Origin of the sequence: Chryseobacterium sp. KMC2 (assembly GCF_016756935.1) — a bacterium.
In the GTDB taxonomy this organism is placed as follows: Bacteria; Bacteroidota; Bacteroidia; order Flavobacteriales; family Weeksellaceae; genus Chryseobacterium; species Chryseobacterium rhizosphaerae.
Genome location: NZ_JAESIT010000006.1, coordinates 151,637 through 167,542 on the forward strand (window position 1 = coordinate 151,637; position 15,906 = coordinate 167,542).

The window sequence follows — 15,906 nt, forward strand, 5'->3', positions numbered from 1 at the left end:
ATCTCATATCTGCCTTTCTCTCTGATGGTAGTTTTGCTTCCTGCTTTCCTGTATTTAAGTGAGAGATCAACCGAAATTTTTTTTTATGGTTCATTTTTGATGATCAATCTTCCACAACTTTTTGCCTTTAAAAATAAAACAAGATGAGAACAGCGAACAAAGTAGCAGCAGTCACTCTGCTGTTCTGGTTAATGAAAATCGTAGCTACCACGCTTGGAGAAACCCTGGGAGACTTTATTTCTATGACTCTTAATCTAGGCTATACGATGGGAATTGTTGTTACCTTATCATTTTTTGCCATTCTGTTATCCATACAACTCAACATAAAAAAATATGTGCCGGCTGTATACTGGATGGTGATTATAGGGACAACAACCTTAGGTACAGAGATTTCCGACTTTATAGACAGAACATTAAAAGCCGGATACTTATTGGGGAGTTTAATTCTTCTTTCCGGGCTTCTGGCTTCACTTTTTTTATGGTATAAAAAATACAATGATCTTGAAGTCTATCCCATTTTTGAAAGAAATAAAGAGCTTTATTACTGGACTGCCATACTATTCTCCAACAGCCTGGGAACGGCATTCGGAGACTTTCTAAGTGACAACATGGGACTGAGCTACCTAACCGGAGCTTGTATTACAGGATTGATCATCCTTACCGTTGTTTTGCTTCACTATTTTACTAAGATCAACCATGTTGTATTGTTTTGGATTGCTTTTGTTTTTACCAGACCATTCGGTGCTATATTCGGGGATCTTTTGACCAAACCAGTCGGAAAAGGGGGCCTTGATCTTGGAACATTGAATGCTTCGCTGGTCTCACTCTCTTTAATGGTTATCATGGTTATTATTTCACAAAGAAAACAAATTAGAAAATCGCCATTTCAAGGATAACATCCTTTTTTAGCTGATAAAAGAAAAATATTCTTAAAAAAATCAATATTTATGATGAACAGAAAGAAACTGCTCCTTTTTCCAACATGCATTATTTCTACTATAGTCTTTGCACAAACGACTTCTGTAACGGTATCCGGAAGAATAACCGATAAAGACAAAAAAGGATTGGCCTATGCCCATATTATTTTAAAAAAGGAAAATGACAGTGCTTTTGTAGCCGGAACCATTACCAATGAGGAGGGAAGATTTTCTATGACGGGTATAAAACCTGATCATTATATTCTGGAAACTTCTATGACGGACTACGATACCCAGAGACAGCCTGTCTTTATAGGAAGTCTTTCTGAGTTCCTGGAAATCCCCATGATTGAACTGATCTCAAAAGAGGGAAAGGAAACAAGGATTGAAGAAGTTACCCTTACAGCTTCCAAAAAGAATGAAATAGACAACCGTCTGGATAAGAAAACATATGCTGTTGCAGACAATATCAGCCAAAGCGGTGGATCTGTATTACAAAGTATGCAAAATCTACCGGGAATAACGGTTCAGGATGGCAAAGTACAGCTAAGGGGTAATGATAAAGTAACAGTGCTTATTGACGGTAAACAAACAGCCCTTACAGGTTTTGGAAGCCAGTCGGGGCTGGATAACATACCTGCTTCTGCCATTGAAAAAATTGAAATCATCAACAATCCTTCTTCAAAGTATGATGCCAATGGAAATGCTGGTATTATCAATATTATCATGAAAAAAAATAAAAAGAACGGATGGAATGGTAAGGTAGGATTTACAACAGGATTAGGTTCCCTTTGGGTAAGACAAGAAAATCTACCAACTATAAGGCCACAGTATACATTAACGCCAAAGATCAATCCTTCACTGTCTCTTAATTACAGAAAAGATAAAGTAAATGTTTTTCTACAGGCTGATAATTTATATACCCAAACTCTTAATAAAAATGAATTTGTAACGCGTACTTACGACGATGGAACAGTCATTAATTCACAGCTTAAAAGAAACAGAAATACCAATTTTTTTACCACTAAGGCCGGGATAGACTGGAATATTAACGCACAAAATACATTAACTATTTCAGGGATGTATGGAAGTGAGAAAATTATAGATCGTGGAGATCAGCCATTTTTTAACGGAGATGTATCTCAACGCCTTCGTCTATGGCAGTTTTTGGAAGATGAATTAAAAACTACTGTAATGGGAACAGCTTCTTATCAGCATAAATTCAAAGAAGCCGGTCATGTATTAAATGTAGGATTCAATTATACTTTCCATAGAGAAGACGAAAAATATTTCTATGATAACTATTTGTCTACATCTACCGGAACAGATGCTTTCAAATTATTATCGGATGAACAGGTATATGATTTCAATGTAGATTATGTAAAACCTTTAAAATATGGCAGGATTGAAACAGGAATTAAAATGAGAAACAGAAGTATCCCAACTAATATGAATTTTATTCCCGGAACAAATTCTGTGTTGGATGTTTCTGCAGGAGGGAAAGCCGATTACAAAGAATTTATCCCGGCAGTCTATGGGAATTATATTTTTGAAAATGAGAAATGGGAGGCTGAGCTGGGTATCAGACTTGAATATGTGAAAATTCAATATGATGTTAATCCCAATCATCCCACTTATACAAGTGATGGGTATAATTATACACAGCCGTTTCCAAACTTTAGATTAGCCTATAAACTCAACGAACATAATAAGGTTTCTGTTTTTTATAACAGAAGGGTAGACCGCCCTAACGAAGTGGATATCCGGATTTTTCCTAAATATGATGACGCAGAGATTATTAAAGTAGGAAATCCCGCATTAAGACCCCAATTTACCAACTCTCTGGAACTGGGATATAAATACAATTGGGATAACGGATATTTATATTCTGCACTATACCATCGTTTTGCCAATGGAACCATTACCAGAATTTCAAGTATTGTACCCAACAGCACGCTGATTTATGCCCTGTTCCAAAATGCGGGAAGAAGCTATAATACAGGTTTAGAAGCAATATGGAACCAAAAGGTATCAGATGTCTATTCTTTTAATATCAATGGAAATATATACCATAATCAGATTAATGCATTTTCAGTAGTAAACCTCTATCCTGAACCCAATACTTTTTCAGCAGACCAACAATCTGCCATTTCAGGAAATATCAAGATGAATAATGTTTTTCATTTTACCAAAGGATTGGATGCCCAGCTTACAGCGGTTTACCTTGCTCCTGATATTATTCCCCAGGGACGAATCAGGTCCAGGTTTTCTATGGATTTAGGTATAAAAAAAGCCATTCAGAAAGGAAAAGGAGAAATAGTTTTGAATGCTTCTGATATACTCAATACAATGGTGATGAAGAAAAAAATCCAAGGAATGGGATTCGCGTATACCAGCAACGATTATTATGAAACTCAGGTCGTAAGATTGGGGTATAGTTATAAATTTTAATAAAGAAGTAAAAATTGCAAATGTAATCCAGGATGAAAAAACAACGTCAAAAAATGCTGATCTATTTCATTGTTTTAATGTCAGCTATCAGTACAATCAGTGCACAAAACAATAATGACACGATTATAGTTCAGAAACCAATACATGATAGTATCACAACTGCTGTTCAAAAAAGCAAACTGAATTATAAAAGCCTGATTATTCCGGCAGCCTTTATTGGGTATGGGGTAGCAGGCTTAACAGTAAGAGGACTAAGAGAAATCAATTTAGATACTAAAATTGAAATCGATGAACACAAACCTACCCGGATAAAATTTGATGATTATACACAGTATGCTCCGGGACTTATCGTGTACGGACTCAATCTGGCAGGTGTAAAGGGAAAGCATAACTTAAGAGACCGCACCATTATTTATGCTTCGTCACAGCTGATTGCTGCCGCTTTTACCCTTCCTTTAAAATATATGGTCAAAGAAGAGAGGCCTGACCGTTCCAATACGATGTCTTTCCCTTCAGGACATGCTGCAACAGCATTTTCCAATGCACAGTTTATGTTCAGGGAATATAAAGACACCAATTTTTTGTTAAGTCTCTCCGGATATCCCTTTGCCATCTTCACCGGAGTATACCGGATGCTGAATGATAAACACTGGCTGGGAGACGTCGTTGCAGGAACTGGATTTGGAATCCTTTCAACAGAATTGGCGTATTGGCTATATCCAAGAATTGATCATTTACTCCGCGGAAAAAATAAAACTAAAAACACAGCATTATCATCTACAATGGTGATGCCGTTTTATCAGAACAATGCAGTAGGAATAGGACTGATAAAAACCTTTTAGGTGAATGTTTTTACCCACTAATGTTTAACCCTGTTGAATAATTGTCTTAAAAAATAAAGCGTCACTCCATGGGAATGACGCTTTGTTTTTTTATAAATTCTCCTGATAAAAAGGAATCAGTCGGTCCAGGGCTATTTTTACAGGCTCCGGTTGGTCATACAAATCATAATGAGACCATCCTTCCGCGATTACCAGTTCTTTTTTCTCTGATCTGGCTCTTCTCATGATTTCCAATCCGTCTCTGTAAGCTCCGAATCCTCCTGGTTTGTCTCCAATAACTACCATTAATGGCTGTGTCAATAAAACTTCTGCCAGATAAAAAGCATCCCAGCCTACAGCAGCACTGCTTCGGGAATACAGGTAACTGGTTGCTCCATGTGGCTTTTCTCCTCTTGACGTTTTATAATAGTCCGTAGCTTCCAATACATCAATATCTTTAATTCCGGCAGCTTTTCCAGCTTCTACAGAAGGTGGTAAAAACTGACCTACACGAAGTTCTGCACCTCTTACTTCCGCTGTACGCTGTTCTGCAATCTTTTCCAAAGCATCAATAGGATTCCAGTTTCCGAATGCTTCTCTCCAAAGTCTTCCATAATTAACTCCTGTAACGCTTCCTACTGCTTTAATTCTACGCTCTGTCATCGCTGTATTAATAGCATAACCGCCACCGCCACAGATTCCTAATACTCCGATACGTTTCTCATCTACATAGGGCAGGGTTACGAGATAATCACAGGCACAACGGAAGTCTTCTACTCTTAATGTAGGATCTTCAATAAAACGGGGTTCTCCATCGCTGGCTCCCTGAAATGAAGCATCAAATGTCAATACTACAAATCCTGCATCGGCCAATGCCTGTCCGTAGATATTTCCTGAGGTCTGCTCTTTACAGCTTCCTATTGGATGTGCACTGATAATCGCTGCATATTTTTTATTGTCATCAAAATGAGGTGGGAAGTACACATCTGCTGCTACGTTCCGGTTAAGATTTTTAAATGTAACTGACTGAATCATAATACTTGTTTTTAGTGATTAACACTTTGATTATTTTATGATACAAATGTACAGTCAGCTATTTTCAAAACAGGTAGACATTTTACCTGAAAACGGATACATTTTACTGATTGAAGAATATTTATATCTGCAAAAATAGATTTCTTCATATTAAAAACAGCCTTCCAGTCTACTCTTCATAAATAAAACCTGCTATATATAGCAACAGGAGTAAAAACCTGTACAACATAGAGGTTTATTCTTTTATTAATGATACATTTGCGCTTCAAAATTTAAAAAACTAAAAACCATGAAATTCAATTACAAAAAAACGATCCCTGTATTGGCAGGTATCTTTTTTTCAGGCTCTAGTATGGCACAAGCTCCAGCTATAGAATGGCAAAAATCTTTAGGAGGATCAGGAAAAGACTATGCAAATTCCATCATTCAAACCGCTGATGGCGGGTATATGATGGCAGGAAATTCTAATTCAAACAACGGGAATGTAACAGGAAATCACGGAAAACAAGATTACTGGCTCGCAAAATTAAATTCAACAGGAAATCTTCAATGGCAAAAATCTTTGGGAGGAACAGAAAATGACCAAGCAAACTCCATTATTCAGACTGCTGATGGCGGATATGTAGTTGCCGGAACTACCAATTCAAATAATGGTGATGTAACAGGAAATCATGGACTCGAAGATGGATGGGTTTTAAAATTAAATTCTGATGCAGGAGTTATTCATTGGAAAAAAACTTTCGGTGGATCAAATACTGATGCTATTAGTAAAATAATCCCAACGACAGATGGCGGATATATATTCACAGGAAGTTCTATGTCTAATAACGGTGATGTAGCAGGAAATAACGGTTATGTAGATTACTGGATCGTAAAAATAAACTCTGACGGGAATATTCAGTGGAAAAAATCTTTTGGTGGAACAGGAGATGACCAGGCCAACTCCATTGTTCAAATGAATGATGGTGGATATGTAGTTTCCGGATATGCCGAAGGAAACACCGGTGATATAACAGGAAATCATGGCAACACGGATTTTTGGATCTTAAGATTAAACGCTGATGGAGGTGTTGTTTTTTGGAAAAAATCTTTTGGAGGATTATATCCGGATCAAGCATTGTCTATGGTAAAAACTTCGGATGGTGGATTTATTATGGCTGGTCAGTCTTTTTCTACCGATGGAGATGTAACAGGAAATCACGGGGGGACTGATTATTGGATTGTAAAAATAGACGAGGCGGGAAATTTGCAATGGCAAAAAGCGTTGGGAGGAACGAAATTAGATCGAGCATATTCTATTATCCAATCTTCTGATGGTGGATATCTGGTCGTAGGAAATACCATTTCAACTGACGGTCAGGTAGCAGGATATCATGCTCCTATAAATCCAGGCCCTGGAGAACTGCCTCCTTCTTTTGATTATTGGGCTGTAAAGCTAAGCGCAATAGGAAATATTCAATGGCAAAAGTGCATAGGAGGATCAGAAAGTGATGAGGCTTCCTCTGTCATTCAAACTGCAGATGGTGGCTATGTGATTGCAGGAAGTTCTAAGTCCAACAATGGCGATGTGACGGGAAATCATGGAGATTATGATGCTTGGGTTGTAAAGCTTGCACCAGAGCATCTGGCTACTAGCGAGATTGCGAAAGAGGCTAGCGTTACAGCTACAATTTTTCCTAATCCGGCAAAAGATTATGTTACTTTAAAGCTTGATTATTTTACACCTTCTATGGAGGCTACCATTACGGATATGTTAGGAAAAACAGTTCATCAACAAAAATTAGAAGGATTAAAAACCAAGATCAACACAAGTCATCTTGAAAAAGGAGTTTATTTCTTGAACGTACTAGGTGGTACACAAAAAACGACCAAAAAATTCATTATAGAATAATATACTAAAAATAGTAATACTCGATTAAAACCACACTTTTTGTGTGGTTTTTTTATATTATATGGAGTTATAATTTCTTCAGACTACTTTAGCTTTTCGAATTACTTTTGCCAGCAGAGCAGGAAAGAATCTTTTCAAATAAACGCCCATGACTTCTTTGCCGCCAATAGCTTTTTGATTTTTCTTTTTTTCTATAGCATAGAGCATTTTTTTTGCAAAAACATCAGCGGGCATTCCTTTCTCAGTGGCATCATCCATGGTTCCCTGCAGCGAGCCGTCACCGGTAAGCGCATGTATTGAAATATTGGTTTGTATAAATCCGGGACAGATAATTGTAACAAGGATGTTTTGATTATATAATTCTGCACGGAGGGCATCAAAAAAACCGTGTAACGCATGTTTGGCAGCAGCATATCCACTTCTCATCGGAGCTCCGAATATGCCCATGAGACTGGAAACTACAGCAATCTGCCCTCCGCCGTTTCTGATCATATAAGGAACAACCGCCTTGGTAAGGGCAACGGTTCCGAGATAATCAACTTCCATTAAGTGTTTATCAATTTCGATATCGGTTTCCATGGCCAAAGAACGCTGAGAAAGCCCGGCATTATTAATAAGAATATCAATCTTTCCAAATTTTTCTATTGCTTTTCCTGCCATATCAGGCATGCTTTTATAATGGGCCAGATCCAGAGGAAGCACGGCATATCTGGAGTGGGTAAGCCCTGTATTTTCTGCTACAGCATATAATTGCTCCTCCTTCCTGGAAGAAAGGATAATCTTTGCATTAGTATTCACGGTAAGCTCTTTAACCAGTGCTTCTCCAATTCCTGATGATGCTCCCGTGATCCAAATAACCTTATTGTCAAAATAACTACTCATAATTGTTCCCTGTTCAAATGTTCTTATTTTAATCCGGCGATATATTTCCCGGCTTTCATTCCCGAAAAAATACATCCTCCAAGGAATGTTCCTTCCAAAGCACGATAACCGTGCATTCCGCCGCCTCCAAAACCGGCTACTTCTCCGGCAGCATAAAGTCCTTCAATAATACTTTCATCCGCCTTTAAAACCTGTCCGTTAAGGTTCGTTTTAATACCACCCAGTGTTTTACGGGTAAGAATATTAAGGCGTACTGCAATTAAAGGTCCATTTTCAGGAGACAATATTTTATGTGGAGCTGCCACACGGCCTAGCTTATCGCCCAGGTAGCTGCGGGTATTCCGGATATAATTGACCTGTGTATCTTTTGAAAATTTATTATCCAGTTCTCTGTCCCGGGCTTCAATCTGCTCTTTTATTTTTTCATACTTTAAAAGATGATTTCCGGCGAGCTGGTTCATTTTAGAAACAAGATCTTCCAAATGATCAGATACGATAAAATCTTTTCCATGCTCTTTGAATGCTTCTACAGGTCCAGGAGCTTTTTTGCCAAAAATCCGGCTCAAAAAGAGAGAGTAGTCTTTATTTGTAATATCCGGATTCTGTTCCGAGCCGGAAAGTGCAAATTCTTTCTTTATAATTTTTTGAGTCAGAATAAACCATGAATAAGAAAATCCTGTATCCTGGATGTATTTTAAAGTCCCCAATGTATCAAATCCGGGTAGGAAAGGAGCTGGAAGACGCTTTCCCTTAGCATCAAACCACAATGAGGAGGGCCCGGGCAATATTCTTATCCCGTGGTTAGGCCAGATAGGATTCCAGTTTTGGATTCCTTCGGTATAATGCCACATTCTATCCCGATTGATAATATCAGCTCCTATATTTTCTGCAATACCAATCATTTTTCCGTCTACATAGGAAGGAACTCCACATACCATATTTTCAGGAGCAGGTCCTAATCTCTCAGGCCAGTTCTTTCTTACCAGCTCGTGATTGGCACCTATTCCTCCTGAAGCAATAATAATATGAGGAGCCGTGTATTCAAATCGAGAAATTACATTTCTATTCGTAGCAATTCCCCTTTCCTGAGAGTCGTTTTCCAGGACGTCTCCTTTAAGTCCTTTTATTTTTCCATTTTCCAGAATCAACTCAGTCACTCTGTGTCTGAATTTCATTTGTAACAAACCTTTCTCTTTGGCCTGGTATGCTTTTTCTACAAAGGGCTTTATCACACCTGTGCCCGTTCCCCAGCTGACATGGAAACGGGGTACTGAATTTCCGTGTCCTGTGGCAGATCCGTCACCACGCTCTGCCCAGCCTACCATAAACATCAATTTGATCCCCAGCCTGGAAATATATTTGTATTTTTCACCTGCTGCAAATTTCAAATAGGCTTCTGCCCATTGACGGGGCCAGTAATCCTCTTTCCGGTCGAAACCTGCCGTCCCTTTCCAGTCCTGTAAAGCCAGTTCATAAGAATCTTTAATTCCCATTCTCCGCTGTTGGGGTGAATTGATAAGGAAAAGGCCTCCGAAAGACCAGAATGCCTGTCCACCTATATTTTCTTCAGTCTCCTGATCCAGTAAGAGGACTTTCTTTCCGGCATCCGTTATTTCCATAGCAGCTGTAAGACCGGCCAGTCCGGTTCCTATGATAATGGCATCAGGTTGGAATTTATCTGTCATTTTACTGGAATATTTTTTATTGAACAATACTTTATATAAATGTATAAAATATTTACGCTTAGCCCGATAAAATTATTGTAAAGGAATGGTTTTCAACTTTCAGATGTTTAATTTTTCTAGATGGGGTATTATAATTCTTATTAACGGGAAAAATAATTGAATTTTCTAAAGTTCCGAAAAGATCACCGTATATAAGTTATTCATTTATATAACTTTGTTTAAGAAAACACAAACGAAACTCTTCAACAATCCAAAAAAAATATAATATGAATGAACATGAGAATATAATCAGAAGACAACCCAAACACATGTATCCTAAAAAAAGAGTTTTGTGCTTAGTTTCTAATGCCTCCCTTCTTCATGGCATCAGTGTCGGTTTTTTTGCAGAAGAAATGACACGTCCTTTTTTTGATTTTATACAGGCTGGTTATGATGTCGATCTATGTTCCCCAAAAGGAGGGGAAGTGAAATTTGACGCCCACTCGGATCCTGAAAATCCGGACGGCGCGTATCCTAATGATTTGATTAGTATCGGTTTTCGCCATCATAATGTTTTTGGAAAATTATTGCAAAATTCAAAAACGATTGAGGAAATAGATATTAATAATTATGATGCTGTTTGTGTTGCAGGGGGAGGAGCTCCCTTACTCACTTTTAAAGATGATGAAAAACTTCACAAGCTTATTGCAGACTTTTATGAGGCAGGAAAAATTACCTGTCTTATCTGTCATGGAACATCTTTACTTTTATGGGTTAAACTCAGTAATGGAAAACTTTTGGCAGATGGTAAAACATGGACAGGATTTGCAGACAGTGAAGAGGATATTATTAATAAAATGTTTGGAATGACCGTAAATGATTATACTATTGAAACAGAAGCCAGAAAAAACCCAAATACCAAATTTGAAGTTGCCGGGCCTTTGGAACCATTTGCTGTGAGAGATGGAAGACTCATTACTGCACAACAGCAGCACAGTAGTTTTCTTGCATCACAACTGGTAATTGAAGCTTTATCAGAATAGCCTATTAATAATATAAAACACACAATACGTATGAACAAATACCAGAATATTTTCGATACACAAAGAGAATTTTTCTTTAGTGATGCTACCAAAACATACGAATGGCGTATGGATCAGCTCAACAGGATGGAAAAATTCCTCACAGAAAATCAAGACGTTTTTTGCAAAGCCCTCGAGCAGGACTTCCGTAAGCCTCCTTTTGAACAGTTATTTGAAATTACAGTACCATTAGGGGTAATAAAATATTATAAAGAAAATCTCAGAGAGCTTATGGCTCCTCAAAAGGTTGATATTCCAAAAGGTCTGGAGGCAACCGGAAACAGTGGAATTATTTATAAAGAACCTTATGGGGTAACTTTAGTCATTGGTCCATTCAATGCACCGGTATTGTTATTACTTGATCCTGCCATTGCAGCATTGGCAGCAGGAAATACAGTCATTCTAAAGCCGGCTAACACAACTCCTACCGTGGCCCGGTTATTTGCTGAGCTTATTCCTAAATATTTTGAACCGGAAGCTGTAACGGCTGTGACAGGGGGCAGGGAAGAAATTACAGAATTATTACAACTACCTTTTGATTTTATTTTCTTTACAGGAAGTTCCAATGTTGGAAAAGTCGTCATGCGTGCTGCAGCAGAAAATCTGACACCGGTCATTTTAGAACTGGGTGGACAAAACCCTACTATTGTTGATGAAACGGCAAATCTTGATATTGCTGTAGACAGAATAGCCTGGGGACATAATGCCATTTCAGGACAGTGGTGTATTGCCCCGGGGTATGTATATGTACACGAAAGTATTGCTGAAGAATTTATTGACAAACTAAAGGCTTCCATCCGGAAAATGTATGGTGATGATCCTCAGCAGAGCCCGGATCTCGCCAGAATGATCAGTGAACATGATGCAGAGCGGGTGGCTTCCTATATCATTCCTGAAAAGGTAGTTATCGGAGGACGCTTCAATGTTGCTCAGCGGTATGTAGAACCTACTGTTCTTTATCCGAGTACCTGGGAAGACCCTGCATTGCAGCAGGAAGTGTTCGGACCGGTTTTACCTGTAATGGTTTATTCAGATTTAAAAGAGATTACCCAAATTATTAAACGTAAGCCTAAATCGTTGGCTGCCTATATTTTCAGTAAAAACCAGGATCATATCGATTATTTTCTTCATTCGGTTTCCTTTGGCGGTGGTTGTATTAACCAAACGAATTTACACTGCTGGATAGACAGTTTACCTTTCGGTGGAGTAGGATATGCCGGAATGGGTAAATATTATGGTAAAGCAGGATTTGATGCTTTAAGCAATACTAAAGCTATGCTGATTGGAAATCCGGATCTGGAACTTGATGTATTTCCTCCTTATGCAGGAAAAGATATAGCTAAAAATTTAAGTGTATTCAGCTGATTATAAAATTTTTCAATTATTTCAAGCCCGATCCCAATGCAGGATGGGGCTTTTTCTATCTTTGTGAAAATATTAATAAATGGAAAATAATTCATATCAGGCATTTGCGGTCTCAAAAGATGGTACACGGCAGCTGATCGAGGCAGAAACAATCCTTATACAACTTGGAGAAGAGGACATTGAAATAGCTCTTACTCCTCCTCATCCCGTTTTTCAGGGAAAGCTTACGTTGACAACAGGGTCGGCTATTCAGGGAAGGGAGCATGAGACAGGTTCAGGAACCCAGCTGATCATAGAACCGGGAGCTGCAAACGTCCTTCATATCACTCCCAAAAAACTTTGATGTTAAGAGAAAATTGAAAGATAAATCGGTATTCCGGATATATTCCTCTTTCCATAGTCAACTTCTTATTTATCTTTGTGAAAAATAGAAATCTATGAAGTATTTGTTTGTCATGGTTTGTTTTGTCTGCTCAATGCTGAGCCAGGCACAGCAAAAACAGGATCCATGGAAAGATAGTCAGCTGATGGACCCGGCATTGTTGGCTTCCCGAATTGTAAAGAATAAGACTAAGGACATTGTCATTATTTCTGTAGGACCTGAAGCCATTATTAAAGGTTCTGTAGACATAGGCCCAACTCACGAATCGGAGAATCTGGAAAAATTGAGAAACTACCTTAAGGATATTCCCAAAAACAAAGAAATTGTAATCTATTGTGGATGCTGTCCTTTTGTAAAATGTCCCAATATCCGTCCGGCATTTAACCTGCTGATGGAAATGGGCTTTAAAAATGCAAAGCTTCTGAACCTTCCGAAAAATATTAAAACAGATTGGTTAGATAAAGATTATCCTACAAATGATTAAGATGAAGATCTATACTGTATTATTTTGTGCTGTTTTCTCAGGATTGATGATGGCTCAAAACCACAACATTGAAATAGGAAAGAAGGCTCCGGAAATCACCATGACTAAAGCAGACGGAAGTACATTTATGCTTTCATCTTTACAAGGTAAAATGGTGTTAATTGATTTCTGGGCAACCTGGTGTGCCCCCTGTGTAGAAGAACAGCCGGAACTGAAAGCTCTGTATACTACCTATTCAGGGCAGGAGAATAACAACAAATTTGAAATTCTTGGCGTTTCTTTAGATAAAAATAAAGAAAGCTGGCAAAAAGCAATAGAGCGGTTTGGTATTAACTGGATTCAGATCAGTGATTTAAAGTTCTGGAAAAGTCCGGTTGCCAAATTGTATGAAGTAGATGAACTTCCTTTCAATGTCATCATAGACGGAGAGGGTATGATCATTGCTAAAAATCTTCACGGAAAAGATCTGGAAGATTTTTTAAAGAAAAATCTAAGTCAGCATTAAAATAAAAAAGCAGTCAATCAATGACTGCTTTTTTTGTATGCATAAACCGGAAAATACTTTCATCTGTTTTTAAAGGCTGTTGATATACAATTGAGAATACATTTTCTTAGAGCTTCCTACTTTAGTTCTATGAAAAAAAGCTTCTTCCTCCGTATTGCACTCTCAGTGATTTTGTTAATGCATAGCCTGATTTCTATATTCAGTGGCGATGTCAATAATTTTGGAATCCATTATCTGGATGCCATAGGATTCAGTCCTGTAGGGCTTTATATTGCCTGGGCTGTTAAACTGATCCATTTGTTTTCAGTCCCACTCATCTGGATTGACCGGTATATTAAGCCTGTAGCCATCTGTAATATCCTGATTTTTGTCTTTGGAATTTATTATGTTCACTGGCAGAACGGCTGGTTTGTTGTGGGGGGTGGCACCAATGGTGTTGAGTTTAATTTCCTGTTGATTTTTTCCTTTCTCAATCTCATGTTCCCAGAAATCCGTTTTAAAAAGACATCGTAATTATTGTTTATCAGCATAAAAAAACAAGTCGTTTATAGATGAATACCATACTTTGGTAGACTTTATATTTTTATATTTGACTGAACAATATTACTTTGTACATTTAAATTATAATAATTTTGAAACCCATCGGAAAATCTAAGCTCCGTATTCATTTGCTCTTTTGGATACTCTATTATATCCTGGAAGTTTATCTTGATTTTTATTGGTCAAAATATCAGTTCCCGGATTTCAAATGGCAAATAAGACTTCAGAATACTTTTATGCTGGAGCTGGGGTATCTTTTGGTCAAAATCCCGCTTGCCTATTCCTTGTTATATGTATATGAAAAGGTACATATCAAGACTGTTTTCAAATATGCTCTTTATATTGGTATTGTGGTAATAGCGGTGTTGGGACATCGGTTTTTCACCCATTATATAATGTACCCCTATATCTATGGTGTGGAAGAAACACAGGATGGTAAAGAGCTTTCAGGGTACATCAACGGACTGGTAGCCTTTAATTCTTTTATGGATCTCATTTTTATGGTTGGGCTGGTCTTTGGGGTGGAAATCACCAGACAGAAAAATGTATTGAAAGACCAGTTTTCCCAGTTGAAATCCGAAAAACTGGATCAGGAACTTACGATGCTGAAAGCTCAGATCAATCCGCACTTTCTGTTTAATACCCTCAATAATATTTATGGAATGGCTCTTAAAAAAGCAGATGAAACTCCGGATGTTATCCTGCAGCTTTCTAAAATAATGAGGTATAATATTTATGAAGCCGCAGAGAAAAATATTTCTATAAAAAAGGATATTGAAAACATCCAGGATTTTATACAGATCCAGAAAATCAGACACCGCCATCTTACCATTAATTTTAACGAGAACATTGATAATCCGTCACAGGAAATATCTCCGCTAATATTGATCCAGTTTGTTGAAAATGCTTTTAAACATGGGGTTTCCGAAAGCTTGGGAGAAGCTTTTATTCATATTGACATTCAATTGAAAGATGGAATTCTTAGGTATTGTATTGAAAACTCGAAAGAAGACAGATCTCACGAACATTCTACCAAACTGGGGCTGAAAAATATCCGCAGACAGCTGGAGTTGCTTTATCCTAAGCATATACTTTCTGTAGAAGATAAAACTGACCGATATATTGTACAATTAACCATCAATTTCAATGATACATCCAGCCTCTAAAAAATACAACTGCATTATTGTAGAAGACGAGCCTATAGCCGCAGAAATTCTGGAAAATTTTGTTTCCCGGGATGAAGAGCTGAACCTTGTAGGTAAATGTGCCGATGCGGTTTATGCGAGTAATCTTTTGAGTATTCATGAGGTGGATCTGATGTTTTTGGACCTTCACCTTCCCGTAGTAAAAGGTTTTGATTTCTTAAGAAAATTAAAGAACCCTCCTGTTGTCATTGTTACCACTGCTTACCATCAATATGCCGTGGAAGGCTATGAACTGGACATTGCTGATTATCTGATGAAGCCTATCCCTTATGACCGGTTTCTTACAGCCGTTGAAAAATTCAAACATCTGATGCAGGCAGAAGATGCTTTACTGGAATTGGCTGAACGCGACTATATTTTTATCAGCAGTGGAAAGAAGCAGATTAAAATTATACTACAGGATATTTTTTATATCGAAAGTTTAAGGGAATACATCAATATTCATACAAAGGCAGAAACCTTCACTTTCAAAATGCCCATCAGTAAGATTGAAGAAAGCCTGAACCCGAAAATGTTCCTCAGAATCCATAAATCTTATATTATATCCCTCTCAAAAGTGGAAGTAAAATCTGCAAACGTTATTCAGATTAACGGAAAAAAACTACCGGTGGGGAGGACTTATAAACCCCTGGCAGGATTTTAAAAATACCCGTCAAACCATTATTTTATCATTCTGTAATAA

Annotated in this window: 15 protein-coding genes; 12 read left to right on the forward strand and 3 right to left on the reverse strand. The window is 37.8% G+C overall.

Going from position 1 to position 15,906, the window contains the following annotated elements:
- Positions 1-143: 143 nt before the first annotated feature.
- Genes JML65_RS09065 through JML65_RS09075 form a run of 3 tightly spaced genes read left to right on the forward strand, consistent with a single transcriptional unit; the run spans position 144 to position 4,210 of the window.
- The gene (locus tag JML65_RS09065) at positions 144-896 is read left to right on the forward strand and encodes a hypothetical protein (protein ID WP_202270599.1); all 753 of its coding nucleotides are present in this window, start codon (positions 144-146) and stop codon (positions 894-896) included.
- A gap of 51 nt (positions 897-947) precedes the next feature.
- Positions 948-3,368 (forward strand): TonB-dependent receptor domain-containing protein, encoded by a 2,421-nt coding sequence (locus tag JML65_RS09070; RefSeq protein ID WP_317194048.1) that lies wholly within the window; start codon positions 948-950, stop codon positions 3,366-3,368.
- A gap of 32 nt (positions 3,369-3,400) precedes the next feature.
- A complete protein-coding gene (locus JML65_RS09075) occupies positions 3,401-4,210 on the forward strand; it encodes a phosphatase PAP2 family protein (RefSeq protein WP_202270600.1) in 810 nt (269 codons plus the stop codon).
- Positions 4,211-4,300: 90 nt separating this feature from the next.
- Here the strand turns inward: JML65_RS09075 and JML65_RS09080 are convergent, their stop codons facing one another.
- Positions 4,301-5,224, reverse strand: a complete 924-nt coding sequence (locus JML65_RS09080; protein WP_202270601.1) for an alpha/beta hydrolase — start codon at positions 5,222-5,224, stop codon at positions 4,301-4,303.
- A 289-nt stretch (positions 5,225-5,513) separates the two neighbouring features.
- On the opposite strand from JML65_RS09080, the gene JML65_RS09085 reads away from it, so the two are divergent.
- On the forward strand, positions 5,514-7,115 hold the full coding sequence (locus JML65_RS09085) for a T9SS type A sorting domain-containing protein (protein WP_202270602.1): 1,602 nt from the start codon (positions 5,514-5,516) through the stop codon (positions 7,113-7,115).
- A gap of 78 nt (positions 7,116-7,193) precedes the next feature.
- On the opposite strand, the gene JML65_RS09090 is transcribed toward JML65_RS09085, so the two are convergent.
- Positions 7,194-7,997, reverse strand: coding sequence for an SDR family oxidoreductase (locus JML65_RS09090; protein ID WP_047496587.1), 804 nt, complete (start codon positions 7,995-7,997; stop codon positions 7,194-7,196).
- A gap of 23 nt (positions 7,998-8,020) precedes the next feature.
- Entirely contained in the window at positions 8,021-9,682 is a 1,662-nt protein-coding gene (locus JML65_RS09095; protein ID WP_202270603.1) for an FAD-binding dehydrogenase, read from the reverse strand.
- Between the two features lie 266 nt (positions 9,683-9,948).
- Between JML65_RS09095 and JML65_RS09100 the strand changes: the two genes are divergently transcribed.
- The 8 genes from JML65_RS09100 to JML65_RS09135 all read left to right on the forward strand — a co-directional run bounded on the left by JML65_RS09100 (position 9,949) and on the right by JML65_RS09135 (position 15,867).
- Positions 9,949-10,704 carry a type 1 glutamine amidotransferase domain-containing protein gene (locus JML65_RS09100; protein ID WP_115917821.1) on the forward strand — a complete coding sequence of 252 codons (756 nt, stop codon included), beginning with the start codon at positions 9,949-9,951 and terminating at the stop codon, positions 10,702-10,704.
- 30 nt (positions 10,705-10,734) lie between these two features.
- Positions 10,735-12,108 carry an aldehyde dehydrogenase family protein gene (locus tag JML65_RS09105; protein WP_202270604.1) on the forward strand — a complete coding sequence of 458 codons (1,374 nt, stop codon included), beginning with the start codon at positions 10,735-10,737 and terminating at the stop codon, positions 12,106-12,108.
- Between the two features lie 79 nt (positions 12,109-12,187).
- Positions 12,188-12,451 carry a hypothetical protein gene (locus JML65_RS09110; RefSeq protein ID WP_202270605.1) on the forward strand — a complete coding sequence of 88 codons (264 nt, stop codon included), beginning with the start codon at positions 12,188-12,190 and terminating at the stop codon, positions 12,449-12,451.
- Positions 12,452-12,545: 94 nt separating this feature from the next.
- The gene (locus JML65_RS09115) at positions 12,546-12,974 is read left to right on the forward strand and encodes a rhodanese-like domain-containing protein (protein WP_202270606.1); all 429 of its coding nucleotides are present in this window, start codon (positions 12,546-12,548) and stop codon (positions 12,972-12,974) included.
- A gap of 1 nt (position 12,975) precedes the next feature.
- On the forward strand, positions 12,976-13,479 hold the full coding sequence (locus JML65_RS09120) for a TlpA family protein disulfide reductase (RefSeq protein WP_237390819.1): 504 nt from the start codon (positions 12,976-12,978) through the stop codon (positions 13,477-13,479).
- Between the two features lie 129 nt (positions 13,480-13,608).
- Entirely contained in the window at positions 13,609-13,992 is a 384-nt protein-coding gene (locus tag JML65_RS09125; protein WP_115917814.1) for a DoxX family protein, read from the forward strand.
- Between the two features lie 119 nt (positions 13,993-14,111).
- Positions 14,112-15,185, forward strand: a complete 1,074-nt coding sequence (locus JML65_RS09130) for a sensor histidine kinase (RefSeq protein WP_047496454.1) — start codon at positions 14,112-14,114, stop codon at positions 15,183-15,185.
- Positions 15,166-15,867, forward strand: coding sequence for a LytR/AlgR family response regulator transcription factor (locus JML65_RS09135; protein WP_179140020.1), 702 nt, complete (start codon positions 15,166-15,168; stop codon positions 15,865-15,867). The genes JML65_RS09130 and JML65_RS09135 overlap by 20 nt, the downstream gene beginning before the upstream one ends.
- The last annotated feature ends 39 nt before the right edge of the window (positions 15,868-15,906 follow it).

Excerpts from the sequence above, each read along its gene's own strand:
- JML65_RS09075 (WP_202270600.1), top strand. The coding sequence starts at position 3,401 with ATGAAAAAACAACGTCAAAAAATGCTGATCTATTTCATTGTTTTAATG.
- JML65_RS09120 (WP_237390819.1), top strand. The coding sequence starts at position 12,976 with ATGAAGATCTATACTGTATTATTTTGTGCTGTTTTCTCAGGATTGATG.
- JML65_RS09110 (WP_202270605.1), top strand. The coding sequence starts at position 12,188 with ATGGAAAATAATTCATATCAGGCATTTGCGGTCTCAAAAGATGGTACA.
- JML65_RS09070 (WP_317194048.1), top strand. The coding sequence starts at position 948 with ATGATGAACAGAAAGAAACTGCTCCTTTTTCCAACATGCATTATTTCT.
- JML65_RS09085 (WP_202270602.1), top strand. The coding sequence starts at position 5,514 with ATGAAATTCAATTACAAAAAAACGATCCCTGTATTGGCAGGTATCTTT.
- JML65_RS09135 (WP_179140020.1), top strand. The coding sequence starts at position 15,166 with ATGATACATCCAGCCTCTAAAAAATACAACTGCATTATTGTAGAAGAC.
- JML65_RS09100 (WP_115917821.1), top strand. The coding sequence starts at position 9,949 with ATGAATGAACATGAGAATATAATCAGAAGACAACCCAAACACATGTAT.
- JML65_RS09065 (WP_202270599.1), top strand. The coding sequence starts at position 144 with ATGAGAACAGCGAACAAAGTAGCAGCAGTCACTCTGCTGTTCTGGTTA.
- JML65_RS09095 (WP_202270603.1), bottom strand. The coding sequence starts at position 9,682 with ATGACAGATAAATTCCAACCTGATGCCATTATCATAGGAACCGGACTG.
- JML65_RS09090 (WP_047496587.1), bottom strand. The coding sequence starts at position 7,997 with ATGAGTAGTTATTTTGACAATAAGGTTATTTGGATCACGGGAGCATCA.
- JML65_RS09115 (WP_202270606.1), top strand. The coding sequence starts at position 12,546 with ATGAAGTATTTGTTTGTCATGGTTTGTTTTGTCTGCTCAATGCTGAGC.
- JML65_RS09080 (WP_202270601.1), bottom strand. The coding sequence starts at position 5,224 with ATGATTCAGTCAGTTACATTTAAAAATCTTAACCGGAACGTAGCAGCA.
- JML65_RS09125 (WP_115917814.1), top strand. The coding sequence starts at position 13,609 with ATGAAAAAAAGCTTCTTCCTCCGTATTGCACTCTCAGTGATTTTGTTA.
- JML65_RS09105 (WP_202270604.1), top strand. The coding sequence starts at position 10,735 with ATGAACAAATACCAGAATATTTTCGATACACAAAGAGAATTTTTCTTT.